A 20,170-nucleotide genomic window follows, 5' to 3' on the forward strand; every position below is an offset into this window, starting at 1 on the left:
CTAGCCCTTGCGGCGGAAAGCGGTGCGGAACTCGGACAGACGGAATGCCCCGACCGCCTGCCCGGCAATCCCGTAAGAGAGGATTCCGACAAGGATCAGGCCAACAAGGGCAAGGCTCCGCCAGTAGCTTCGTTCAAGGAACGGCCCAAGCGCCAACATGGTTCCCCAAAGAACACCGCCCATGATGACAGAGGCAAGACAGATGCGCAGAATTCTGGTGCGGAAGCGTGTGTCGAACCGCGCCACGTCGCCCAATTTGCGCCCGCCCCACGCCAATTGCGCCACCATTGTCCACGCCGCGCAGGTGGTGGCGATGGCGGGGGCGTACCAGCCCAGAACCGGCGCGAGACCGATGGCGAGGACCGCGTTCACCGCCATTGACCACAGCGCGTAGCGGAAGGGGGTGCGCGTGTCTTCGCGGGCAAAGAACAGTGGCTGCAGCACTTTTTGCAGCACGAAGGCGGGCAGGCCGAGGCCGTAGATGGCGACGGCAAAGGCGATGGCCTGCGCGTCGGCCATCGATGTGGCGCCGCGCTGGAACAGCACCGCGACGATGGGCAGAGGCGCCACCACCAGCGCCACGGCGGCGGGCACGGTCAGTGCCAGAGACAGCTCTCCCGCCCGCGAAAATGCATGGCGCGCGCCGGATTCGTCCTGTGCTTTCAGGCGTCTGGAGAGATCGGGCAGCAGCACGATGCCGACCGCGATGCCGACCACGCCCAGCGGAAGCTGGTAGAGCCGGTCGGCGGCATAGAGCCAGCCCACGGCCTTTTCGAAGTTCGAGGCGACCTGCTGGCCGACCAGAAGGTTCACCTGCATCACCCCACCCGCAAGGGCTGCGGGCACGGCAACGCGGACCAGCCGTTTCATGTCGGCGTTCCAGCGCGGGCGGCCGGGGCGCAGCTTGATCCCGGCGCGCTCTGCGGCCACCCAGACAAGCACCAACTGAGCCACGCCAGCAAGCGGGATCGTCCAGACAAGCCATTGGATTATATCGCCATTCAGGTACTGACCGGCGAGCATGGCAAGGATCACGAAGACGTTCAGAAGGACCGGGGCTGCGGCGGCGGCGGCGAAATGGCCGGTGGCGTTGAGGGCGCCCGAGAAGAGGGCGGCGAGCGAGATGAAGAAGATATAGGGAAAGACGATACGGCCAAAGCCGACCGTCATGTCGAACCGGGCGTCGGCGGCGAAGCCTCCGGCGGTGGCCCAGACCAGCGCGGGCATGAAGATCAGCGCCAGCGCCGAGAGCAGCAAAAGCACGAAAGCAAGGCCGTTCATCGCTTGGCTGGCGAACTTCAGCGGGTCTTCCTCGCCCTCGTATTTCTTTGAAAAGATTGGCACAAACGCGGCGTTGAACGCGCCTTCGGCAAAGAAGCGGCGGAACATATTGGGCAGGCGGAAGGCGGCCACAAAGGCATCCATCACCGGGCCGGGGCCAATATAGGCGAGAATGAAAATCTCGCGCGCAACGCCAAGGACGCGGCTGGCCAGCGTCCAGAAGCCGACCGTGAGGATGCCCGAGATCAGGCGGATGGGTTTCATTTTGAGCGCCCTTCGAGATGTTCGCAGGGGCCAGAGGTAGACCATCGGCGACGCCCGAGGAAGGGGGCACAATCCATGCACATCCCATGCACAAACCATGCATACGCGGGGGCTTGCCGAGGGGGTGGGCGGCGCGACAGCCGAGATGCGGATTGTCCGCGAATGAAAAGTCGAGTTGAATTCTTCTCGACTTCGACACATGGCTTTCGGGTCAACGCGGCGGCAGCGCCGCGCCGGCCAATCGAGAGAGTGCCGTCATGAGCTTCATCTATTTCATCAACGGGCTGGTCTGCGTCTTCTTCGCGGCGCTGATGGGGGTGGTGGCGATCCTGTTTCCCGAGACCGCTGGCGTCTTTGGCATCTCGGCGGCGCTGGTCGGCATGGTGGGCGTCGGTGTGAGCCTCTCGACATGGTCGGAGTTTCTCGACCTGAACCGGCTGCACACCTTCCTGCTGACCTCTTCGGTCTGGGTGACCGCCGCCGTCGCCGGGGCGGTGCCGCTGTGGCAATGGGGTCTGTCGCCGGTGGATGCGGTGTTCGAGGCGATGTCGGGGATCACCACGACCGGCTCGACGGTGATGAGCGGGCTAGATGACACGCCGCATGGCATCATCCTGTGGCGGGCGCTGCTGCAGGCGGTGGGCGGCGTGGGCTTCATCGTCACCGGCATCGCCATGTTGCCGATGCTGCAGGTGGGCGGGATGCAGCTGTTTCGCACCGAAAGCTCGGACAAGGGCGAGAAGGAGTTGCGCAGCGCCGCCTCTTTCGCCTCGGCCACGCTGGGCATCTATCTGGCGCTGATGGCGGTCTGCGGCTTTCTCTACCTCGTGGGCGGCATGGGGCCTTTCGATGCGCTGACCCATGCGATGACCACGCTCTCGACCGGCGGCTATTCGGGCTATGACGCCTCTTTCGGGCATTTCACCAGCCCGTTCCTGCAGTGGACGGGGACGATCTTTATGCTGCTGGGGGCGTTGCCCTTTGCCTGGTATGTGCGTGTGGTGCACCGCGGCGCGCTGCGCAGCGAGCAGGTGGAGGGGCTGATCAAAGGGCTGGTCGTGGTGATCGCGGTGCTGAGCCTCTGGCTGGTGATCGCCAAGGGCTGGGGGCCGTTCGAGGCCGCCACCGCAGTGGCGTTCAACGTGGTCTCGGTGGTCACCACCACTGGCTATGCCACCACCGATTACACGCTTTGGGGACCGTTTGCCGCCGTCGCCTTCTTTTTGCTGACCGCGGCGGGGGGCTGCACCGGTTCGACCTCGGGCGGGGCCAAGGCGATGCGCTGGCTACTCTTCGTGCGGGCGCTGCGGGCCAAGATGCAGATGATCCGCGCGCCGCATGCGGTTGTGGCGATCCGCTACGAGGGCAGGCGCGTCGACGAGGACACGATGCGAAGCGTCATCGTCTTTATGATGTTCTACGGGCTGACCTTTGGCGGTTTCACCATCGTGCTGGATTTCTTTGGGCTGGATTTCTCGACCTCGGCCAGCGCCGCGCTGACCGCTTTGGCCAACGTCGGGCCGGGCGTGGGGCCGATCATCGGACCGGCGGGGAATTTCGCCACGCTGAGCGATCCGGTGAAGCTGATCCTTGCCTTTGCCATGTACCTTGGGCGCCTGGAGATGATCACCGTCTATGTGCTGCTGACGCCGCTGTTCTGGCGCGAAGTGGGTGACCTGCGCCGGGGGTGATCCGCTAGGCTCCGCCGCCGCATTCTCCTTAGGGTAGAAATTCTCTCTGTGTTACCTTGCCTTGTGCCACGTCAAGGTGAGGGTGTTGTCTTGGCCTAGCGTGCGGGCGTGAGATATTTGCAGGAGGGATTTTTGATGCGGACGACAGTTGGCAGCGCGGCGCTTTTGCTCGCCGCGGCGCTGGTGCCGGGCCTTAGCGCGGCGCAGGAGAGTGCCGATACGATTTATTCCGGCGGCCCGATCCTGACCATCGACGATGCGAATCCAAGCGCCGAAGCGGTGGCGGTGCTGGATGGCAAGATCGTCGCGGTGGGCAGCATGGAGGAGGTCTCGGCGCTGAAGGGCGAGGCCACGCAGATGTTCGAACTGGGCGGTCGGGCGATGCTGCCGGGGTTTGTCGACAGCCACGGGCATGTGGTGCTGGGCGGCATTCAGGCGCTTTCGGCCAATATGCTGGCGCCGCCCGACGGCGATGTGACCGATATCGCCAGCCTGCAGCAAGGGCTGCGCGACTGGACCGAGAAAAACCGCGAGGCGGTGGCGGCGGTGAACCTGATCATCGGCTTTGGCTATGACAACGCGCAATTGGCCGAGTTGCGCCATCCCACGCGCGACGATCTGGATGCGGTGTCCACCGAGGTGCCGATCCTGATCATCCATCAGTCGGGCCATCTGGGCGTGGCGAACTCCAAGGCGCTCGAGATCGCCGGGATCACCGAGGCATCGGAAAACCCTCCGGGCGGGGTGATCCGGCGCGGCGCGGATGGGCGGCCCAATGGCGTGCTCGAGGAATACGCCTTCTTTGGCACGTTGGTGCCGCTGCTGGGGCAGCTGGGGCCGGAGGGGTTCAAGAGCTTCGCCAAGGCCGGGGCCGAGATGTGGGCCAGCTTTGGCTATACCACCGGGCAGGAGGGCCGCTCGAGCGCGGGCAATGTCGAGGCGCTGCGAGCGGTGGATGCGGCGGGAGAGCTGCCGATCGACGTGGTGGCCTTTCCCGATGTGCTGGAGGCGCGGGATTTCATCGAGGCCAACGCGTCGCAAGAGTATGATGGCCACGTGCGTGTCGGCGGCTGCAAGCTGACCATCGACGGCTCGCCGCAGGGGTTCACCGCGCTGCGCGACCGGCCCTATTACGATCCGGTCGGGGATTACCCGCCGGGCTACAAGGGCTATGCGGCGATCACCGAGGCGCAGGTGAACGACGCGGTGGATTGGTGCTTTGGCCACGACTACCAGATCCTCACCCATGCCAACGGTGAGGGCGCGTCGGACATGCTGATCGCGGCGATTGGCGCGGCGGAAGAGAAATACGGGGCGCCGACCAACCGCCCGGTGCTGGTGCACGGCCAGTTCCTGCGTGAGGATCAGGTGGACAGCATCCAGAAGCTGGGCATCTTCCCCTCGCTCTTTCCCATGCACACCTATTATTGGGGCGATTGGCACCGCGATCATACCGTGGGGCCGGTGAATGCCGAGAATATCTCGCCAACCGGCTGGGTGCGGCAGCGCGGGATGATGTTCGGCTCGCATCACGATGCGCCGGTGGCCTTTCCCGACAGCATGCGGATCCTCTCGGCCACGGTGACGCGGCGCACGCGCTCGGGCGACATCCTTGGCCCGTCGCAGCGGGTGAGCGTGATGGAGGCGTTGAAGGCGCTGACCATCTGGCCCGCGTGGCAGCATTTCGAAGAGGACAGCAAGGGCTCGATCGAAGTGGGCAAGCGGGCGGATTTCGTGATCCTGTCGGACGACCCGATGGCGGTGGACCCCGAGACGCTGGCCGAGATCGACGTGCTGGCGACGATCAAGGACGGCGCTGTGGTCTATGAGGCCGCAGAAGGTGAGCAGAAGACCGAGCTGCGCGGCCCTTTCCTTGGCGATCCGGTTCTGGCGCACCGGGTGCTGCACGCGATGAACCAAGCGATTGGGGTGGAGCGCCCGGTGGCCTGCATGCTTGCGGCGGAAGACTGTCGGCGGTTGTTCGGGGTCTTCGTGGCGCCGATGTAGGCGGGGGTGTAGGCGGGGGCGTGCACCCTTCCACCTGACAGGCAAAAGGCGCGGAGGGTCTCCGCGCCTTTTTTCGTGTTTCCTAGAGGTGGGCCAGATCAGGCCGAGGCATGCGCCCTGCCGCGGTTGCCACCGCCGCCACCGCCACTGCGACGGCCGCGGCCCCCGCGCGAGCGGCGTGCGCCGCCGGGCTTGCCCGCGGATTTGCCGCCACCGGGACGGCCCTGACCGCCGCCATTGCCGCCGCGCCCACGGCGCTGGCCGCCAGCGGGCTCTGCCGGGCGCTCGCCGCCGAGCGTGGTGATCTGCTGGCCGATCAGCTTTTCGATGCCGCGCAGATCGCCCATCTCTTCGACGCCGCAGAAGCTGACGGCGCGGCCATCACGACCGGCGCGCGCGGTGCGGCCGATGCGGTGCACGTAGTTGTCGGCCACATTCGGCAGGTCGAAGTTGTAGACGTGGCGCACGTCGGGGATGTCGATGCCGCGGGCCGCCACATCGGTGGCCACCAGCACGCGCATCTCGCCCTTGCGGAAGGCGTCGAGCGCGCGGTTGCGCTGGCCCTGGCTCTTGTTGCCGTGGATCGCGCCGACGGCGAAACCGGCCTGGTCGAGCTTGCGCGAGAGTTTCTCGGCGCCGTGCTTGGTGCGGCAGAAGACCAGCGCCAGCTCGTCGCGGTGATCATCGAGCAGCCCGGTGAGGGTCTCGATCCGCTTGGGGGTTTCGACGAAGATCACCGATTGCTCGATCTTGTCGGCGGTCTTGCCCGGAGGGGCGACCTCGATGCGCACCGGATCGTTGAGGTAGGCACTGGCGATCTCGTTCATCTGCTTGGGCATAGTGGCCGAGAACAGCAGCGTCTGGCGCTGGCTGGGCAGATCGCGGGCGATGCGGCGCAGCGCGTGGATGAAGCCGAGGTCGAGCATCTGGTCGGCTTCGTCGAGCACGAAGTGGCTGACTTGGTCGAGCTTCAGCGCGCCGCGGTCCATCAGGTCGATGAGACGGCCCGGCGTGGCGATGAGCAGATGCGTGCCCTTTTCCAGCTTGCGCGACTGCACGTTGATCGAGTTGCCGCCGACGACCAGCGTTAGGCGCAGGTGCGCGTCTTTCAGCACCGACGACAGCGTGTCGTGGATCTGCGCGGCCAGTTCGCGGGTCGGGGCAAGGATCAGCGCCTGCGCCGATTTCGGGGCGCAGCGCTTGTTGGTGCCAAGCAGCGCGTCGGCGATGGGCAGGCCGAAGGCAAAGGTCTTGCCGGTGCCGGTCTGGGCGAGGCCCATCACGTCGCGGCCAGCCATCGCCTCGGGGATGGCGCGCTGCTGGATCGGGGTGGGGTCCGTCAGGTTCTGATCGGCAAGGCGCGCGAGGAGGGCGGGGCGGAGCCCCAGCGTGTCGAATGTCATGAATGTCCTTTCGGGAGGGCCGTCTGAGGGCCGCTGTCCCATGGAGGTATGAGAGGAGGAGGCGTCTCTGGCACAAAGGGAGGCGGCGAGAGGCGCAAAGAACGTGTCGGGCTGCGACGGGAGGGGTTGCGATCGGACCGGGGGCCGGATTGCCCCGCTGCGGCGATCGCGAGAGCCCCTTCGCGACATCAGGCCCTGAAGGTCAGGACACCCAACGCGGGAAAACTGGCATCGCAGGCACGGAGCCTTGGGCCCCGGCCGGTAAGGAACCGGCGATCACGAGGGGCTAAATGGGGCCAATCGGCGGGAAAGTCAATGCTGGCGATGACGAGGGGTCATGCGCGGCAGATCGGCGACGAACGGCGCGCGGAATGCATGACACGATATTGGCCGTTGCAATTTCCGCCGCAACAGCGCATCTACAGCGCGCTACTGAATTTCGTTTCCTGATTCCTCCACGGCTCAGCATTCGACGTTGAGACGCCAAGTCGCTGCGCTTTGTGGGCGACACAGATAGAGGAATACAACCATGGCAACTGGTACCGTCAAGTGGTTCAACACCACCAAAGGCTTCGGCTTCATCGCACCCGATGGCGGCTCGAAAGACGTTTTCGTGCACATCTCGGCTGTTGAGCGTTCGGGCCTCACCAGCCTCGCCGACAACCAGAAAGTTTCGTTCGACATCGAAGCAGGCCGTGACGGCCGCGAGTTGGCGGTGAACCTGGAACTGGTGTAAGCCGGTTTAGGCAGGGTTTTAGCCTTGCCAAGAGTTTCGAAAGAGCGGGCCTTTGGGTCCGCTCTTTTGCTTTTGGGGGTGGCTTGTTTGCCCGGATTTGCCCGGAACAAGCGCGCAGCGCGCCGGGCGAGCGCCTGCCCGTCCCGGCGGGCTGGCGCTTTGTCACCGCTAAACAGCGTTCGGGCCTCCTGCGGAGATGGCCAAGATAAAGCGCGCATGCCGCAGGTTGGCAGCGCCATCCCACGGGCAGGCGCTCGCCCGGCGCGCCCCGCTCACACCCCCGCGCGCTGGGCGCCTGCGGCAATGGCGGCGCGGAGCTTGCGTTCGAGCATCTTCTGCTTGGAGGGGGTGAAGTACTTCAGCCCGAACATGTCCTTCACGTAGAAGGTGTCGACCACCTGCTCGCCGTAGGTCGCGATGACCGCCGAGACGATGTAGACATGGCTTTCGGACAGGGTGCGCGTCAGATCGTAGAGCAGCCCCGGACGGTCGCGCGTGTCGACCTCGATAATCGTATAGATATCCGAGCCCTCGTTGTCGAAACTGATCGAGGTGGGCACTTTGAAGGCCTGCTCGCGTTTCTTCAGCGGGCCACGGGATTCGATCGCCTCGCGCGGTTTGACCTCGCCCATCAGCGTCTTGCGGATCATCTCGCGCAGGCGGGGCAGGCGGGCCTCGTCGTAGGGCGTGCCGTCGGCATCCTGAATCCAGAATGCGGCTGTGGCGTAGCCATCCTTGGAGGTGAAGGTGCGCGCGTCCACGACGTTGGCGCCGACCAGCGACAGCGCCCCGGCGAGCCGGGCGAAGATCCCCGGATGATCCTGCAGGGCAAAGCAGGCGCGGGTGGCGTCGCGGTCCTCGTCGGGGTGGATGTCGATCTTGATCTCGTCATCCTGAATGTCCTGCAGCATGCGGGCAAAGACCTCATGCGCGGTGACATGCAGCCCCTGCCAGTACGCCTCGTAGTGGCGGCTGGTCTCGGTGCGCAGGTCCTTGGCTTCCCACGTGGCGAGCGCCTCGCGCAGGGCCTTCTTGGCCTCGGCGCCGCGGTTCTCGCGGTTGAGCGCCTCCATGCCGTCCTCGAGCCCGCGGCGGGTCTGCCGGTAGAGCGCGCGCAGCAGTGCCGCCTTCCAGTTGTTCCACACGTCCGGGCCGACGCCGCGGATGTCGCAGACGGTGAGCACGGTCAGCAGATCGAGCCGCTCGCGCGTTTGCACCGCCTTGGCGAAATCGCGCACGGTGCGCGGATCGGCGATGTCGCGTTTCTGCGCCATGTCGGACATCAGCAGGTGATAGCGCACCAGCCATTCTACCGTCGCGCTTTCCTGCTTGGTGAGCCCGAGGCGCGGCGCGACCTTGCGGGCGATCTGCGCGCCCAGCACGGCGTGATCCTCGTCGCGGCCTTTGCCGATGTCATGCAGCAGAAGCGCGGTGTAGAGCACCTTGCGGTTCAGCCCCTCGCGCAGGATCTCGGACGAGACCGGCAGATCCTCGACCATCTCGCCATGCTCGATGTGCGACAGGTTGCCGATGCACTGGATGGTGTGCTCGTCCACCGTGTAGCTGTGGTACATGTTGAACTGCATCATCGCCACGATCGGTTCGAACTCGGGGATGAAGGCGGCGAGCACGCCAAGCTCGTTCATCCGCCGCAGCGAGCGCTCGGGATTGCCGTGCTTGAGCAGCAGATCCATGAAGATGCGCTGCGCCTCGCGGTCATTGCGCATCTCGTCGTCGATGAGATGCAGGTTGGCCTTCACCAGACGCATGGCGTCGGGATGCAGCAAGAGGCCGGTGCGCAGCCCTTCCTCGAAAAAGCGCAGGATGTTGATCTTGTCCGACAGGAAGGCGACCGGATCGACGATGGCGAGGCGGTTGTGCACCACCTCATAGCCGTCCTTCACATTGGGCCCGCGCTTGAACATGCGCAGCAGCAGCGGCGCGTCCTTTTGCTGCTCGGCCTCCAGCGAGGTGAGGAAGATGCGGGTGATGTCGCCCACCGAGGTGGCGTGGCGGAAGTAATCCTGCATGAACCATTCCACCGCGCGGCGTCCGCCACGGTCGGTGTAGCCCATGCGCTCGGCCACTTCGACCTGCATGTCGAAGGTCAACTGCTCGACCGCGCGGTTCGAGGCGAGATGCATGTGGCACCGGGTGGCCCAGAGGAACTCTTCGGCCTTGTAGAAGGTGCGGTATTCCTCGGGGCTGAACACGCCGAGCCGCACCAGATCTTCGGTGTCGTCGGTGTGGTGGATGTATTTGGTGATCCAGTAGAGCGACTGCAGGTCGCGCAGCCCGCCCTTGCCCTCTTTGACGTTGGGCTCGACCACATAGCGCAGACCTTGCTTGCGGTGCCGCGCGTCGCGCTCTTCGAGCTTGGCGGCGACGAAGGCGCGCTCGGTGCCCTTGAACAGATCGTCCCAGAGGCGCTGTTCCAGCTCGTCCGCCAGGGTCTTCTCGCCGGTCAGATAGCGATGCTCGAGCATGGCGGTGCGGATGGTGAAATCCTCGCCGCCGAGCCGCAGGCAGTCTTTCACCGTGCGCGAGGCATGGCCGACCTTCAGCTTCAGATCCCACAGCATGTAGAGCATCGACTCGATGACGCTCTCGGCCCAGGGGGTGATCTTATGCGGGGTCAGGAACAGCAGGTCGACGTCCGAGAAGGGCGCCATCTCGCCGCGCCCATAGCCGCCCACCGCCAGCACCGACAGCCGCTCGCCCTTGGTGGGGTTGGGGTTGCGGTGCAGATATTCCGTGGCGACGTCAAAGCAGATGCGGACCATGCCATCGGTGACCCATGTGTAGGCATGGGTGACGGGGAAGGCATTGTGCGGCTGCTCGGCAAACAGCCGGGCGATGGTGGCGCGGCTCTCGTCGCGGGCGGCGGAGAGGAGTTTCACCACCGCGGAGCGGACAGCGCCTTCGCCGCCCTCTTCGGGGAGAGCGGCGAAGACCCGGGCCCGCAGGCCCGCGATGTCGAAGATCTCGGTGGCCGGGGCGATCAGATCGTCTGGCAGATCGCCTGGCAGACCACCCGTCAGATCATCGTGTGTTTCAGAAACCGGCGCCTGAGAAACTGGAGGGGGCAGGGTCAAGAATTGTTACCTGGCTGTTCTGGATGGTTGCGACGGCGAGCCCACGCTCGTTGGTGCCGTCCGATTTCAGCCTGAATACACCGCCCGTGCCTTGGAAACCAGCGGACTGGGTGAGGGCGCGGCCGGTGAGGGCGTCACTGCGGCCCTGTTCCACCAATGCGCCCACCGCGGCGATGCCGTCGAAGGCAAGACCGGCGAGCGGGTGCGGCTCGGCGCCATAGGCGGCGCGGTAGCGGGCGTTGAAATTGCGCTGCATGTTCTGATCGGGCATGGCGAACCACGCCCCCTCGGCGCCGGGGTAGCTGTAGAGCTGCGGCGCCACATCCCAGCGGGTCAGGCCGATGTACTGGGTGGTGGCCGGGTTCACGCCGGACTCGGGCATGATCTGCAGCAGCAGCGGCATGGCGGCATTGGTCGCATCCGAGGTGATGAACACCGATTGCGCGCCGGAGCTGCCGATGATGTTGCCCATCTGCTGCGCGGTGTTGGTCACCCCTTCGACGCTGAGCGGATAGGGCTGCTCTGCCACCACCGAAACGCCATTGCGCGCGGCGGCCTGACCGATGGCGGTGCGGCCAAACTCGCCCGGCACATCCTGCGAATAGAGCACGGCGACCGAATTGATGCCGCGGCGGGTGCCGTAGCCCATCAGCCGGTCGGCGGTGTTGGTGAAGGTCGGCCCGAGGATGAAGAGGTTGCCGCCGGCGATGGAAGCGTTGTTGGAGAAGGACAGCACGTTGACGCCCTCGTCGGCCACCACCTTGGAGGCCTCGACGGCGGTCTCGCCGCGCAGCGGGCCAAGGATGATGCGTGCGCCTTCGTCGACCGCTCGCTGGGCCTGCGACGCGGCCTGCGCGGGCAGGCCAGCGGTGTCATAGACCGCCAGATCGACCTGCGCGCCGCCAAGATCGGCGATGGCCAGTCGGGCGGCGTTTTCCAGATCGCGCGCCACGGCGGCGGCGGCGGGATCGGACTGCGGCACCAGCAGCGCCACGCGCACCGTCTCGCCGGGGTTGATGCTGGGACCGCCGCTGCTGGCGGAGCTCAGATCGGTCATCGTCGAGACGTCACAGGCGCCGAGCAGCGCGGCAGTCGCGAGCACGGTCATCGGGCGCAGCGCCTTGCGGGCGCGGGCGAAAACGGCGAACATTGGTGGCTGGCTCCCTCGTTGACGCGCATGGCGTAATTCACCATGAGCATTTGAGGGCAATCATAGAGCAGCAAAGGACCGGGTCCAGTGATGAATCCCGAAAGAAGCGGTTTGGCGCCGGGTTTATACCTCGTGTCGACGCCGATCGGAAACGCCCGCGACATCACCCTGCGCGCGCTCGACACGCTGCGCGACGCGGATGTGCTCGCGGCGGAAGATACGCGCAGTCTCAAGCGGTTGATGGAAATCCACGGCATTCCGCTGGGCGAGCGCCCCTGCCTCGCCTACCATGATCACAATGGCGGCAAGATGCGGCCGCGGCTGCTGGCGATGCTGGCCGAGGGCAAATCGCTGGCCTATGCCTCCGAAGCGGGCACGCCGATGATCTCGGACCCGGGCTTCGATCTGGCGCGCGCGGCACGGGCCGAGGGGATCGCGGTGACGGCGGCGCCGGGCGCCGCGGCGGTGATCACCGCGCTGACCGTCGCGGGACTGCCCACCGACCGGTTCCTCTTTGCGGGCTTTTTGCCCAACGCCAAGGGCGCCCGCCGCAATGCGCTGGCGGCGCTGAAGCAGGAGAAGGCGACGCTGGCCTTTTACGAATCCCCCAAGCGGCTCGGGGCGATGCTCGCCGATGCGGCGCTGGCGCTTGGCGGCAGCCGGCCTGCGGCGGTCTGCCGGGAACTGACCAAGAAGTTCGAAGAGGTGCGCGAGGGCACGCTGGAGGAGCTTGCCGAGGCCTATGCCGAGACTCCGCCGAAGGGCGAGATCGTGGTGCTGATCGGCAAGGGGGATTCGGAAAAAATTAGCGACTCTGTTCTAGAAGAAGAGCTGAAGGCGGTGCTGGGCGAGATGTCGGTGCGGGATGCGGCGGACCATGTGGCGCAGAAACATGGGATCGCGCGGCGACCGGTCTACCAGCTTGCTTTGACGCTTTCGAAGGATGCCGAATAGCGACGGGTTGGCAGGGCTGTGTCGGGGCGAAATCGGTCGGGTACGGCAGGATAAATTCGGGGTGTGAATGTCACTGCATGCGTCTCAGATGGAATTCGACTTTGCCGCCCCGGTGGTGCCCCGCGCGGCGCGCGCTGTGGCGGATGGTGCCCGCCTTGCGCCTGCAGAGGCGCGCAGGCGTCGCACCCGCGGCGAGGTCAGCTATCATGCGGGTCTGGCGGCGGAGGATCAGGTGGCGCGTCACTTCGAGCGCCGGGGCTATCCGCTGCTGCGTCGGCGCTGGCGCGGCCGGAGCGGCGAGATCGACCTGATCTTTGGCGATGGCGAGGGTTTCGTCTTTGTCGAGGTGAAGGCCAGTTGGAGTTTCGATCAGGCGCTCGAGCATCTGCGCTGGCCGCAAATCCGGCGCCTGCAAAAAGCTGCTGAGGAATTCGTCGGCACGCAGCCCCGCGGCGCGCTGAGCGATATGCGCTTCGATGTGGCTTTGCTCAATCGGCATGGCATGCTGCGGGTCATTGAAAATGCCATCGGGCCGTGAGCAGCGTCTTGCGGCGTCTCTGTCGTGCCGGAGGTGTCGTTGAGATTGAGAGCATTGGGCAGCCGATGGGGCGGGCGTTGAGGCCAAGCCGGACCGGGCTGGCATTGCGCCTCGGGCGTGGCTGCGCCATGTATGGCGAAAGTCACGCGCGGAGACCGCCATGAAAATTGCCTTTCAGATGGACCCGATCGGGTCCGTGAACATCAATGCCGACAGCACTTTCCGCCTTGCCGAAGAGGCGCAGGCGCGTGGGCACGAGCTGTTCTATTACGGGCCGGATGACCTTGCTTACGAAGAAGGCAGGATCACCGCGCGCGGCCATTGGATGACGGTGCAGCGCGTTGCCGAGCAGCCGGCGGTGCTGGGCCCGAAAGAGGCTGTCGATCTGGCGGATGTGGATGTGGTCTGGCTGCGGCAGGACCCGCCGTTCGACATGCATTACATCACCACCACGCATCTGCTCGACCGTCTCGCGCCGGGGACGCTGGTGGTCAATGATCCGTTCTGGGTGCGCAACTTTCCCGAAAAGCTGCTGGTGCTCAACTTCCCCGAACTGACCCCGCCGACCACGATTGCGCGTGATCTGGGGACGATCAAGGCCTTCAAAGAGCGGCATGGCGACGTGATCCTCAAACCGCTCTACGGCAACGGCGGCGCGGGGGTGTTCCGCCTCGATCAGAACGACCGCAACCTCAGCTCGCTGCATGAGCTGTTCACCGGATTTTCGCGCGAGCCGCTCATCGTGCAGAAATATCTTCCGGCTGTGAGCAAGGGCGACAAGCGGGTCATCCTCGTCGATGGCGAGCCGGTGGGGGCGATCAACCGCGTTCCGGCGGCGGGCGAGGTGCGCTCGAACATGCATGTGGGCGGCCGGCCCGAGAAGGTCGAACTGACCGAGCGCGATCGCGAGATTTGCGCCACCATCGGCCCGGTGCTGAAGGAAAAGGGGCAGGTCTTCGTCGGGATCGACGTGATCGGAGACTGGCTGACCGAGATCAATGTGACCTCGCCCACCGGTATCCAAGAGCTTGAGCGCTTCGACGGCATCAATGTCGCCGCCAAGGTCTGGGAGGCGATCGAGGCCAAATGCGGCTGATCGGAACGGCCTAAGGCGGCCCGCCAATTCGGCGCGTCTTGGTGGAGGCTACGAGATGAGCCTGCAACTCGAGGCGCTCAATTTGGGATTGCGGCTGGTCGCCAAGCGGCGGTTGGCAAGGACGCTGGGCCCCGAGCAGGCCGAGCACGATCTCGCCGCTCATGCCTCGCGGCTGATGCGGCAACCGCCGCTGCTGCTGCACCTGCGACGTCCGGGCGGGCTGCATTGGATCAGCGCGGGGCCCTGCGCGCCTCGGCGGGTGATCCTTTATTTACATGGCGGCGGGTATATCTCCGGCAGCCCGCGCACCCATCAGGGGGTGATGGCGCGGCTGTCGAAACTTTCCGGCGTCGAGGTCTGCGCGCCCGAATATCCTTTGGCCCAGCATGCGCCGTTTCCCGCCGCCTTCGAGGCCGCCTGCGCCGCATGGACGCGGCTGGAACGGCTTGGCTATGGGCCGGGGCAGATCGCTCTGGCCGGAGATTCGGCGGGCGGCGGGCTGGCGCTTTGCCTGCTTGCGCATCTCTGCGCGCAAGGCAGCGCTCCGGCGGGGGCGGTGGTCTTTTCGCCCTGGACCGATTTGGCGATGACCGGCGCGAGCCTGACGCGCAATGCGGCGCGCGATCCCTTCTTGCCGGCGCGGCGCATCGGGGAACTGGTCGAGATCGTCGCAGGAGGCGCTGCGCGGCAGGACCCGCGGATGTCGCCGCTTTATGGCGCGTTTCCCGGCTGCCCGCCGGTGCGTCTGTGCTGGTCGGAGGCGGAGATCCTTGCCGACGACGGCAGCCGCATGGCCGCCCGGCTGCGCGCGGAAGGTGCGCCGGTCGAGGTCGAGACCCATCCCGCCGCCCCGCACGCATGGCCGGTGTTCGACGGCTGGCTGCCCGAGGCGCGCGCCACGCTGCGCCGCGCGGCAGCGTTCGTTCAGGGCGTGCTGCGCGAGACCAGCCGGTAGCTCAACGCCTCGGCCACATGCGGGCGGCGGATCGCGTCTGTGCCTTCTAGGTCGGCGAGGGTGCGCGACACCCGCAGCACCCGGTGATAGCCGCGCATCGACAGGCCGAAACGCTCTGCGGCCCGCAAAAGCAGCGCGCGCCCCTCGGCGTCGGGGGCGGCGACCTCGTCGAGCAGCCGTCCGTCGACATCCGCATTGGTGCGCAGCCTCGGGTGCCCGGCATAGCGCGCGGTCTGACGGGCGCGGGCGGCGGTGACACGCGCGGCGATCGTGGCGCTGTCCTCGCCGCCGGGCGGCAGGGCCATTTCTTCGATGGTCACCGGCGGCACCTCGAGCCGAAGATCGAAGCGGTCCATCAGCGGGCCGGAGATGCGTCCGAGATAATCCTCGGAGCAGAGCGGCGCGCGTGAGCAGGCCCGGGCCGGATCGCCGGCGTGGCCGCATTTGCACGGGTTGGCCGCAGCGACGAGCAGGAAGCGGCAGGGGTAGGTGACATGGGCATTGGCGCGCGAGACGGTGATCTCGCCGGTCTCGAGCGGCTGGCGCAGCCCGTCGAGCACGTTGCGCGGGAACTCGGGCAGCTCGTCCATGAACAGCACCCCATTGTGCGCAAGGCTGATTTGCCCGGGGCGCGCGCCACGTCCGCCGCCGGTGAGCGCGGCCATCGAGGCGGTGTGATGCGGCTGCTGGAACGGACGCACCATCGAAAGCCGTCCCTCTGAAAGCTCCCCGGCCAGCGAGCGGATCATCGCGGTCTCGAGCGCTTCGGTGGCGCTGAGCGGCGGCATCAGGCCGGGCAGGCGTCGCGCGAGCATGGATTTTCCAGTACCGGGCGGGCCGGTGAACAGCAGGTGGTGACGCCCGGCGGCCGCGATTTCGAGCCCGCGTTTGGCCCGCTCCTGCCCGCTGACGTCGCGCAGGTCTGGGCCGGGGGCGGCGGTTTCGGCAGCGCCGGGGCGTGCGGGCTCCAGCGGACCGGCGCCGGTGAAATGGCGGATCGCTTCCGAGAGGCTGGCGGCGGCAAGCACGCGGCAGGCCTCCACCCAAGCAGCCTCGGGGCCGCAGGCTGCCGGGCAGAGCAGGCTGCGTTGCTCTGCGGCGGCGGTCAGGGCGGCGGGCAGCGCCCCCGGCACGGCGACCAGCGCGCCATCGAGGCTGAGCTCGCCGAGGGCGACAGCGGTGGCGAGCTCATCGGCAGGGATCACCTCGAGCGCGGCGAGCAGACCGAGCGCGATGGGCAGATCGAAATGCGAGCCCTCTTTCGGCAGATCGGCAGGCGAGAGGTTCACGGTGATGCGTTTGGACGGCAGAGCGATGGCGAGCGCCTGCAGCGCCGCGCGGATCCGCTCGCGCGCCTCGGACACGGCCTTATCCGGCAGGCCGACGATGGCAAACCCCGGCACGCCGGGGGTGACCGCGCATTGAACCTCGACGGTGCGCGCCTCGACCCCGTCGAAGGCGACGGTATAGGCGCAGGCCGCCATGGCATCCCCCCCTCGCTGGCCGCTCGCTGATACGGAGAGCTTGTCGGATCAGATGTTTAGGTTTGGTTAAGCACGATCACTTCTGGAGCGCTCCCGCGCGGAGGATCGCCGGTTTGGCGGTGGAAACCCGCCCGCCCCGTGATTTTTTCTGCGACCCAGCTAAGTGCAATGGAACGGCGGAGGAAACAGCCCCCGCCCATACCTATGAAGCCTTGGGGTTCGCGCGCGATTCCAATGCTTTGATGGGCTGCTTCTTGCCCTTGCGTCATCGCGGGGCCAAAGGACGCAGCGCCCCCGTGTGACGTCCCTGACCCGCTGAATCCGGTGGTTCGGAGGTGCGGATCTTCGCTCGTGCAATTTTCTCGGAAACCAAATGCCGGGACGCGACGTTACTACACCAAAGAGAAACGGAAGGCTGGCGCCGCCGGCCGAACCCAACGGGGGCCTCTCATGGCATTGGACACCAGCTTTAACGACCAAACTCTCTCGCGTCGCGCTATGAAAGCGGAACTGCTTGATGCCGAGACGGAATTGCGGCTCGCCTATGCTTGGCGAGACCAGCGCGACGAGCAGGCCCTGCACCGGTTGATCAACGCCTATATGCGGCTCGCGATCTCGATGGCGGCGAAATTCAAGCGCTACGGCGCGCCGATGAACGATCTGGTTCAGGAAGCGGGCCTTGGCCTGATGAAAGCCGCCGACAAGTTTGACCCCGACCGCGGCGTCCGTTTCTCGACTTACGCGGTCTGGTGGATCAAGGCCTCGATCCAAGACTACGTGATGCGCAACTGGTCGATGGTGCGCACCGGCTCCACCTCTTCCCAAAAATCGCTGTTCTTCAACATGCGCCGCGTTCAGGCCCGGCTCGAGCGCGAGGCGACCGCGCGCGGCGAAGCGGTGGATCGCGTGAAGCTGCGCGAGATGATCGCCACCGAGATCGGCGTGCCGCTGCATGACGTCGAGATGATGGAAGGCCGCCTGTCGGGGTCTGACTACTCGCTCAACGCCACGCAAAGCACCGATGAGGATGGCCGCGAGTGGATCGACACGCTGGAAGACGAGGGCGAGCAAAGCTCGATGCTCGTCGAAGGCAAGCTCGACAATGCGCAACTGCGCGAATGGCTGGTGTCGGCGCTTACTTCGCTGAATGATCGCGAAAGGTTCATCGTCCGCGAGCGCAAGCTGCGTGACGAGAGCCGGACGCTGGAAAGCCTTGGTCAGGAACTGGGTTTGTCGAAAGAGCGGGTGCGCCAGCTTGAGGCTGCGGCCTTCGCGAAGATGCGCAAGTCGCTTGAAGGGCAATCGCAAGAGGTGCAACACTTCCTCGCATGATGCGAGCCTTAACCCTCCCGGCCTTACTGGCCCTTTCATTGCCTGCGCCGCTCTTGGCGCAGGAGACGCCCGGGACGGGCGACCTGTCCGCCCTCACCGGGGCGGACGTCGTATTTCTGGGTGAAATTCACGACAACCCGGCCCACCATGCGCGTCAGGCCGAACTGGTTGCAGAGATCCAGGCGGTGGCTCTGGTGTTCGAGATGCTGACCGCGGAACAGGCCGCGCAGGTGACGCCCGATTTGATGCGCGACGAAGCGGCGCTGCAATCGGCTCTGGCGTGGAACGACAGCGGCTGGCCGGATTTTTCCATGTACTACCCGATCTTTGCGGCGGCGCCCGAGGCGGCGGTCTTTGGCGCGGAACTGCCGCGCGAGGAAGCGCGCGCGGTGCGGGAGCGCGATCTGGCCGAGGTGTTCGGGCCGAGTGCGGGCTTTTATGGGCTCGACGAGCCGCTTGAGCGGGACGAGCAGGCGGCACGGCAGCAGATGCAGATGGCCGCCCATTGCGACGCCCTGCCGATCGAGATGCTGCCGATGATGGTCGACATCCAGCGTCTGCGTGATGCGCGGCTGGCCGAGACCGCGCTCAGTGCCTATGCCGACCTTGGCGGCCCGGTGGTGGTGATCACCGGCAATGGTCACGCGCGCCGCGACTGGGGTGCCCCGGCGCTGGTGGAGCGCGCGGCGGGCGAGGTCACGGTGGCTGCGCTTGGACAGGGGGAAACCTCTGGCGATGCCGAGGGCACGCATGCGCCCGATGGCAGCTTCGATCTTGTCGAGGACGCGGCCCCGGCAGAGCGCGACGATCCCTGCAAAGACTTCCAGATGCCGCAGAGCAACTGAGCCGCGTTGTGATGAGGTGGCGCGGGCGGATTGAGTTTTCCCGGCGCGGCCTCTAACACTTGGGGCCGAAAGCGGGGCAGGCGGCCCCGATGGGCGAGGGGCGCGGCAGCATGCTTTCCGGCAAGCGGATACTTCTGATCATCGGCGGCGGTATCGCGGCCTATAAGTCGCTGGAACTGATCCGGCGCCTGCGCGAGCGCGGCGCCTCGGTGACGCCGGTGATGACGCGGGCGGCGGAAGAGTTCGTCACGCCGCTCTCGGTCTCGGCGCTGGCGGGGGAGGAGGTCCACCGCGATCTCTTCGACCTTACCAAGGAAGCCGAGATGGGCCATATCCAGCTCAGCCGCGTGGCCGATCTGGTGGTGGTCTCTCCGGCGACGGCGGACCTTATGGCGAAGATGGCGCAGGGCATGGCCGGCGATCTTGCCTCGACGCTGCTGCTGGCCACCGACACGCCGGTGCTGATCGCGCCCGCGATGAATGTGCGCATGTGGCAGCATCCCGCCACGCAGCGCAATCTTGGGCTGCTGCAGGGCGACGGGGCGCGCGTGGTCGGCCCCAATGATGGCGACATGGCCTGCGGCGAGTTCGGACCGGGGCGGCTGGCCGAGCCGATGGAAATCCTCGCGGCGATTGACGCGGCGCTGTCGGATGGCCCGCTGAAGGGACGCCGGGTGCTGGTCACCTCCGGCCCCACCCATGAGCCGATCGACCCAGTGCGCTACATCGCCAACCGTTCCTCGGGCGCGCAGGGGACGGCGATTGCCGAGGCGCTGCGTGATCTCGGGGCCGAGGTGGTCTTTGTCACCGGTCCCGCCGATGCGCCGCGCCCCGCGGGCGTCGAAGTGATCGAAGTGGAGACCGCGCGCGAAATGCGGGCGGCGGTGCTGGCTGCGCTCCCCGCCGATGCCGCGATCTTTGCCGCCGCCGTGGCCGACTGGCGCATGGCGACGGAGACCAACTCGAAGATCAAGAAACAGGCGGGCAAACTGCCCGCGCTGGAGTTCGCCGAAAACCCCGACATCCTCGCCGAGGTCTCGCAGATGACCGAGGGACGGCCCGGGCTGGTGGTGGGCTTCGCCGCCGAGACCGACGACGTGATCGCGAATGCCACCGCCAAACGCGCCCGCAAGGGCTGTGACTGGATCGTCGCGAATGACGTCTCTCCGGCGACCGGCATCATGGGCGGCAGCGAGAACGCCGTGGTGCTGATTTCCGAAGATAGCGCCGAGGATTGGCCGCGCATGGGCAAGCGGGAGGTGGCGGCGCGGCTGGCAGAGCGAATTGCCGGGGCGCTGGCGGGCTGAGCTGAAGACTGGCCTGAGCGCGGGCCTGAGCG

Annotated in this window: 16 protein-coding genes; 11 read left to right on the forward strand and 5 right to left on the reverse strand. The window is 66.4% G+C overall.

Annotated features, from left to right (window positions below):
- Entirely contained in the window at positions 1-1,545 is a 1,545-nt protein-coding gene (gene murJ, locus ACXAD2_RS13350; protein WP_475170818.1) for a murein biosynthesis integral membrane protein MurJ, read from the reverse strand.
- A 257-nt stretch (positions 1,546-1,802) separates the two neighbouring features.
- Between murJ and ACXAD2_RS13355 the strand changes: the two genes are divergently transcribed.
- Positions 1,803-3,236 carry a TrkH family potassium uptake protein gene (locus tag ACXAD2_RS13355; protein ID WP_475170821.1) on the forward strand — a complete coding sequence of 478 codons (1,434 nt, stop codon included), beginning with the start codon at positions 1,803-1,805 and terminating at the stop codon, positions 3,234-3,236.
- Positions 3,237-3,371: 135 nt separating this feature from the next.
- Entirely contained in the window at positions 3,372-5,243 is a 1,872-nt protein-coding gene (locus ACXAD2_RS13360) for an amidohydrolase (RefSeq protein ID WP_475170823.1), read from the forward strand.
- A gap of 98 nt (positions 5,244-5,341) precedes the next feature.
- Here the strand turns inward: ACXAD2_RS13360 and ACXAD2_RS13365 are convergent, their stop codons facing one another.
- Positions 5,342-6,646 carry a DEAD/DEAH box helicase gene (locus tag ACXAD2_RS13365; protein WP_475170826.1) on the reverse strand — a complete coding sequence of 435 codons (1,305 nt, stop codon included), beginning with the start codon at positions 6,644-6,646 and terminating at the stop codon, positions 5,342-5,344.
- A 315-nt stretch (positions 6,647-6,961) separates the two neighbouring features.
- Between ACXAD2_RS13365 and ACXAD2_RS13370 the strand changes: the two genes are divergently transcribed.
- Entirely contained in the window at positions 6,962-7,096 is a 135-nt protein-coding gene (locus tag ACXAD2_RS13370) for a hypothetical protein (protein WP_475170828.1), read from the forward strand.
- Between the two features lie 79 nt (positions 7,097-7,175).
- Positions 7,176-7,382: a cold-shock protein gene (locus ACXAD2_RS13375; protein WP_475170832.1), complete on the forward strand. Its 207-nt coding sequence runs from the start codon at positions 7,176-7,178 to the stop codon at positions 7,380-7,382.
- A gap of 272 nt (positions 7,383-7,654) precedes the next feature.
- On the opposite strand, the gene ACXAD2_RS13380 is transcribed toward ACXAD2_RS13375, so the two are convergent.
- Positions 7,655-10,477 (reverse strand): [protein-PII] uridylyltransferase, encoded by a 2,823-nt coding sequence (locus tag ACXAD2_RS13380; RefSeq protein ID WP_475170840.1) that lies wholly within the window; start codon positions 10,475-10,477, stop codon positions 7,655-7,657.
- Positions 10,437-11,627 (reverse strand): penicillin-binding protein activator, encoded by a 1,191-nt coding sequence (locus ACXAD2_RS13385; protein WP_475170843.1) that lies wholly within the window; start codon positions 11,625-11,627, stop codon positions 10,437-10,439. Before ACXAD2_RS13385 ends, ACXAD2_RS13380 begins: the two co-directional genes overlap by 41 nt.
- Before the next feature lie 90 nt (positions 11,628-11,717).
- Between ACXAD2_RS13385 and rsmI the strand changes: the two genes are divergently transcribed.
- From rsmI to ACXAD2_RS13405, 4 genes are all read left to right on the forward strand, one after another.
- Entirely contained in the window at positions 11,718-12,581 is an 864-nt protein-coding gene (gene rsmI, locus ACXAD2_RS13390) for a 16S rRNA (cytidine(1402)-2'-O)-methyltransferase (protein ID WP_475170846.1), read from the forward strand.
- 88 nt (positions 12,582-12,669) lie between these two features.
- Positions 12,670-13,119: a YraN family protein gene (locus tag ACXAD2_RS13395; protein ID WP_475170850.1), complete on the forward strand. Its 450-nt coding sequence runs from the start codon at positions 12,670-12,672 to the stop codon at positions 13,117-13,119.
- Positions 13,120-13,279: 160 nt separating this feature from the next.
- On the forward strand, positions 13,280-14,215 hold the full coding sequence (gene gshB / locus ACXAD2_RS13400) for a glutathione synthase (RefSeq protein ID WP_066102474.1): 936 nt from the start codon (positions 13,280-13,282) through the stop codon (positions 14,213-14,215).
- Positions 14,216-14,270: 55 nt separating this feature from the next.
- Positions 14,271-15,170, forward strand: coding sequence for an alpha/beta hydrolase fold domain-containing protein (locus ACXAD2_RS13405; RefSeq protein ID WP_475170858.1), 900 nt, complete (start codon positions 14,271-14,273; stop codon positions 15,168-15,170).
- On the opposite strand, the gene ACXAD2_RS13410 is transcribed toward ACXAD2_RS13405, so the two are convergent.
- Entirely contained in the window at positions 15,140-16,654 is a 1,515-nt protein-coding gene (locus ACXAD2_RS13410; protein ID WP_475170860.1) for a YifB family Mg chelatase-like AAA ATPase, read from the reverse strand. The two genes, ACXAD2_RS13405 and ACXAD2_RS13410, sit on opposite strands and share 31 nt — an antisense overlap.
- Positions 16,655-17,104: 450 nt before the next feature.
- Here ACXAD2_RS13410 and ACXAD2_RS13415 point away from each other — a divergent pair, with 450 nt between their 5' ends.
- The 3 genes from ACXAD2_RS13415 (at position 17,105) to coaBC (ending at position 20,138) form a co-directional block, all read left to right on the forward strand.
- Complete coding sequence (locus ACXAD2_RS13415; RefSeq protein WP_066102465.1) at positions 17,105-17,986, forward strand: RNA polymerase factor sigma-32; 882 nt, start codon at positions 17,105-17,107, stop codon at positions 17,984-17,986.
- Entirely contained in the window at positions 17,983-18,831 is an 849-nt protein-coding gene (locus ACXAD2_RS13420) for a ChaN family lipoprotein (RefSeq protein ID WP_475170864.1), read from the forward strand. Before ACXAD2_RS13415 ends, ACXAD2_RS13420 begins: the two co-directional genes overlap by 4 nt.
- A 110-nt stretch (positions 18,832-18,941) precedes the next feature.
- Positions 18,942-20,138 carry a bifunctional phosphopantothenoylcysteine decarboxylase/phosphopantothenate--cysteine ligase CoaBC gene (gene coaBC, locus ACXAD2_RS13425; protein WP_475170870.1) on the forward strand — a complete coding sequence of 399 codons (1,197 nt, stop codon included), beginning with the start codon at positions 18,942-18,944 and terminating at the stop codon, positions 20,136-20,138.
- Positions 20,139-20,170: the final 32 nt, after the last annotated feature.

The organism is Salipiger sp. ABN3_019, from assembly GCF_056158605.1.

Bases quoted from the DNA above. Each gene is read 5' to 3' on its own strand.
- ACXAD2_RS13415 (WP_066102465.1), top strand. From the start codon at position 17,105: ATGGCATTGGACACCAGCTTTAACGACCAAACTCTCTCGCGTCGCGCT.
- ACXAD2_RS13375 (WP_475170832.1), top strand. From the start codon at position 7,176: ATGGCAACTGGTACCGTCAAGTGGTTCAACACCACCAAAGGCTTCGGC.
- gshB (WP_066102474.1), top strand. From the start codon at position 13,280: ATGAAAATTGCCTTTCAGATGGACCCGATCGGGTCCGTGAACATCAAT.
- ACXAD2_RS13360 (WP_475170823.1), top strand. From the start codon at position 3,372: ATGCGGACGACAGTTGGCAGCGCGGCGCTTTTGCTCGCCGCGGCGCTG.
- ACXAD2_RS13405 (WP_475170858.1), top strand. From the start codon at position 14,271: ATGAGCCTGCAACTCGAGGCGCTCAATTTGGGATTGCGGCTGGTCGCC.
- ACXAD2_RS13370 (WP_475170828.1), top strand. From the start codon at position 6,962: ATGCTGGCGATGACGAGGGGTCATGCGCGGCAGATCGGCGACGAACGG.
- ACXAD2_RS13365 (WP_475170826.1), bottom strand. From the start codon at position 6,646: ATGACATTCGACACGCTGGGGCTCCGCCCCGCCCTCCTCGCGCGCCTT.
- ACXAD2_RS13410 (WP_475170860.1), bottom strand. From the start codon at position 16,654: ATGGCGGCCTGCGCCTATACCGTCGCCTTCGACGGGGTCGAGGCGCGC.
- rsmI (WP_475170846.1), top strand. From the start codon at position 11,718: ATGAATCCCGAAAGAAGCGGTTTGGCGCCGGGTTTATACCTCGTGTCG.
- ACXAD2_RS13355 (WP_475170821.1), top strand. From the start codon at position 1,803: ATGAGCTTCATCTATTTCATCAACGGGCTGGTCTGCGTCTTCTTCGCG.
- murJ (WP_475170818.1), bottom strand. From the start codon at position 1,545: ATGAAACCCATCCGCCTGATCTCGGGCATCCTCACGGTCGGCTTCTGG.
- ACXAD2_RS13385 (WP_475170843.1), bottom strand. From the start codon at position 11,627: ATGTTCGCCGTTTTCGCCCGCGCCCGCAAGGCGCTGCGCCCGATGACC.
- ACXAD2_RS13395 (WP_475170850.1), top strand. From the start codon at position 12,670: ATGGAATTCGACTTTGCCGCCCCGGTGGTGCCCCGCGCGGCGCGCGCT.
- coaBC (WP_475170870.1), top strand. From the start codon at position 18,942: ATGCTTTCCGGCAAGCGGATACTTCTGATCATCGGCGGCGGTATCGCG.
- ACXAD2_RS13420 (WP_475170864.1), top strand. From the start codon at position 17,983: ATGATGCGAGCCTTAACCCTCCCGGCCTTACTGGCCCTTTCATTGCCT.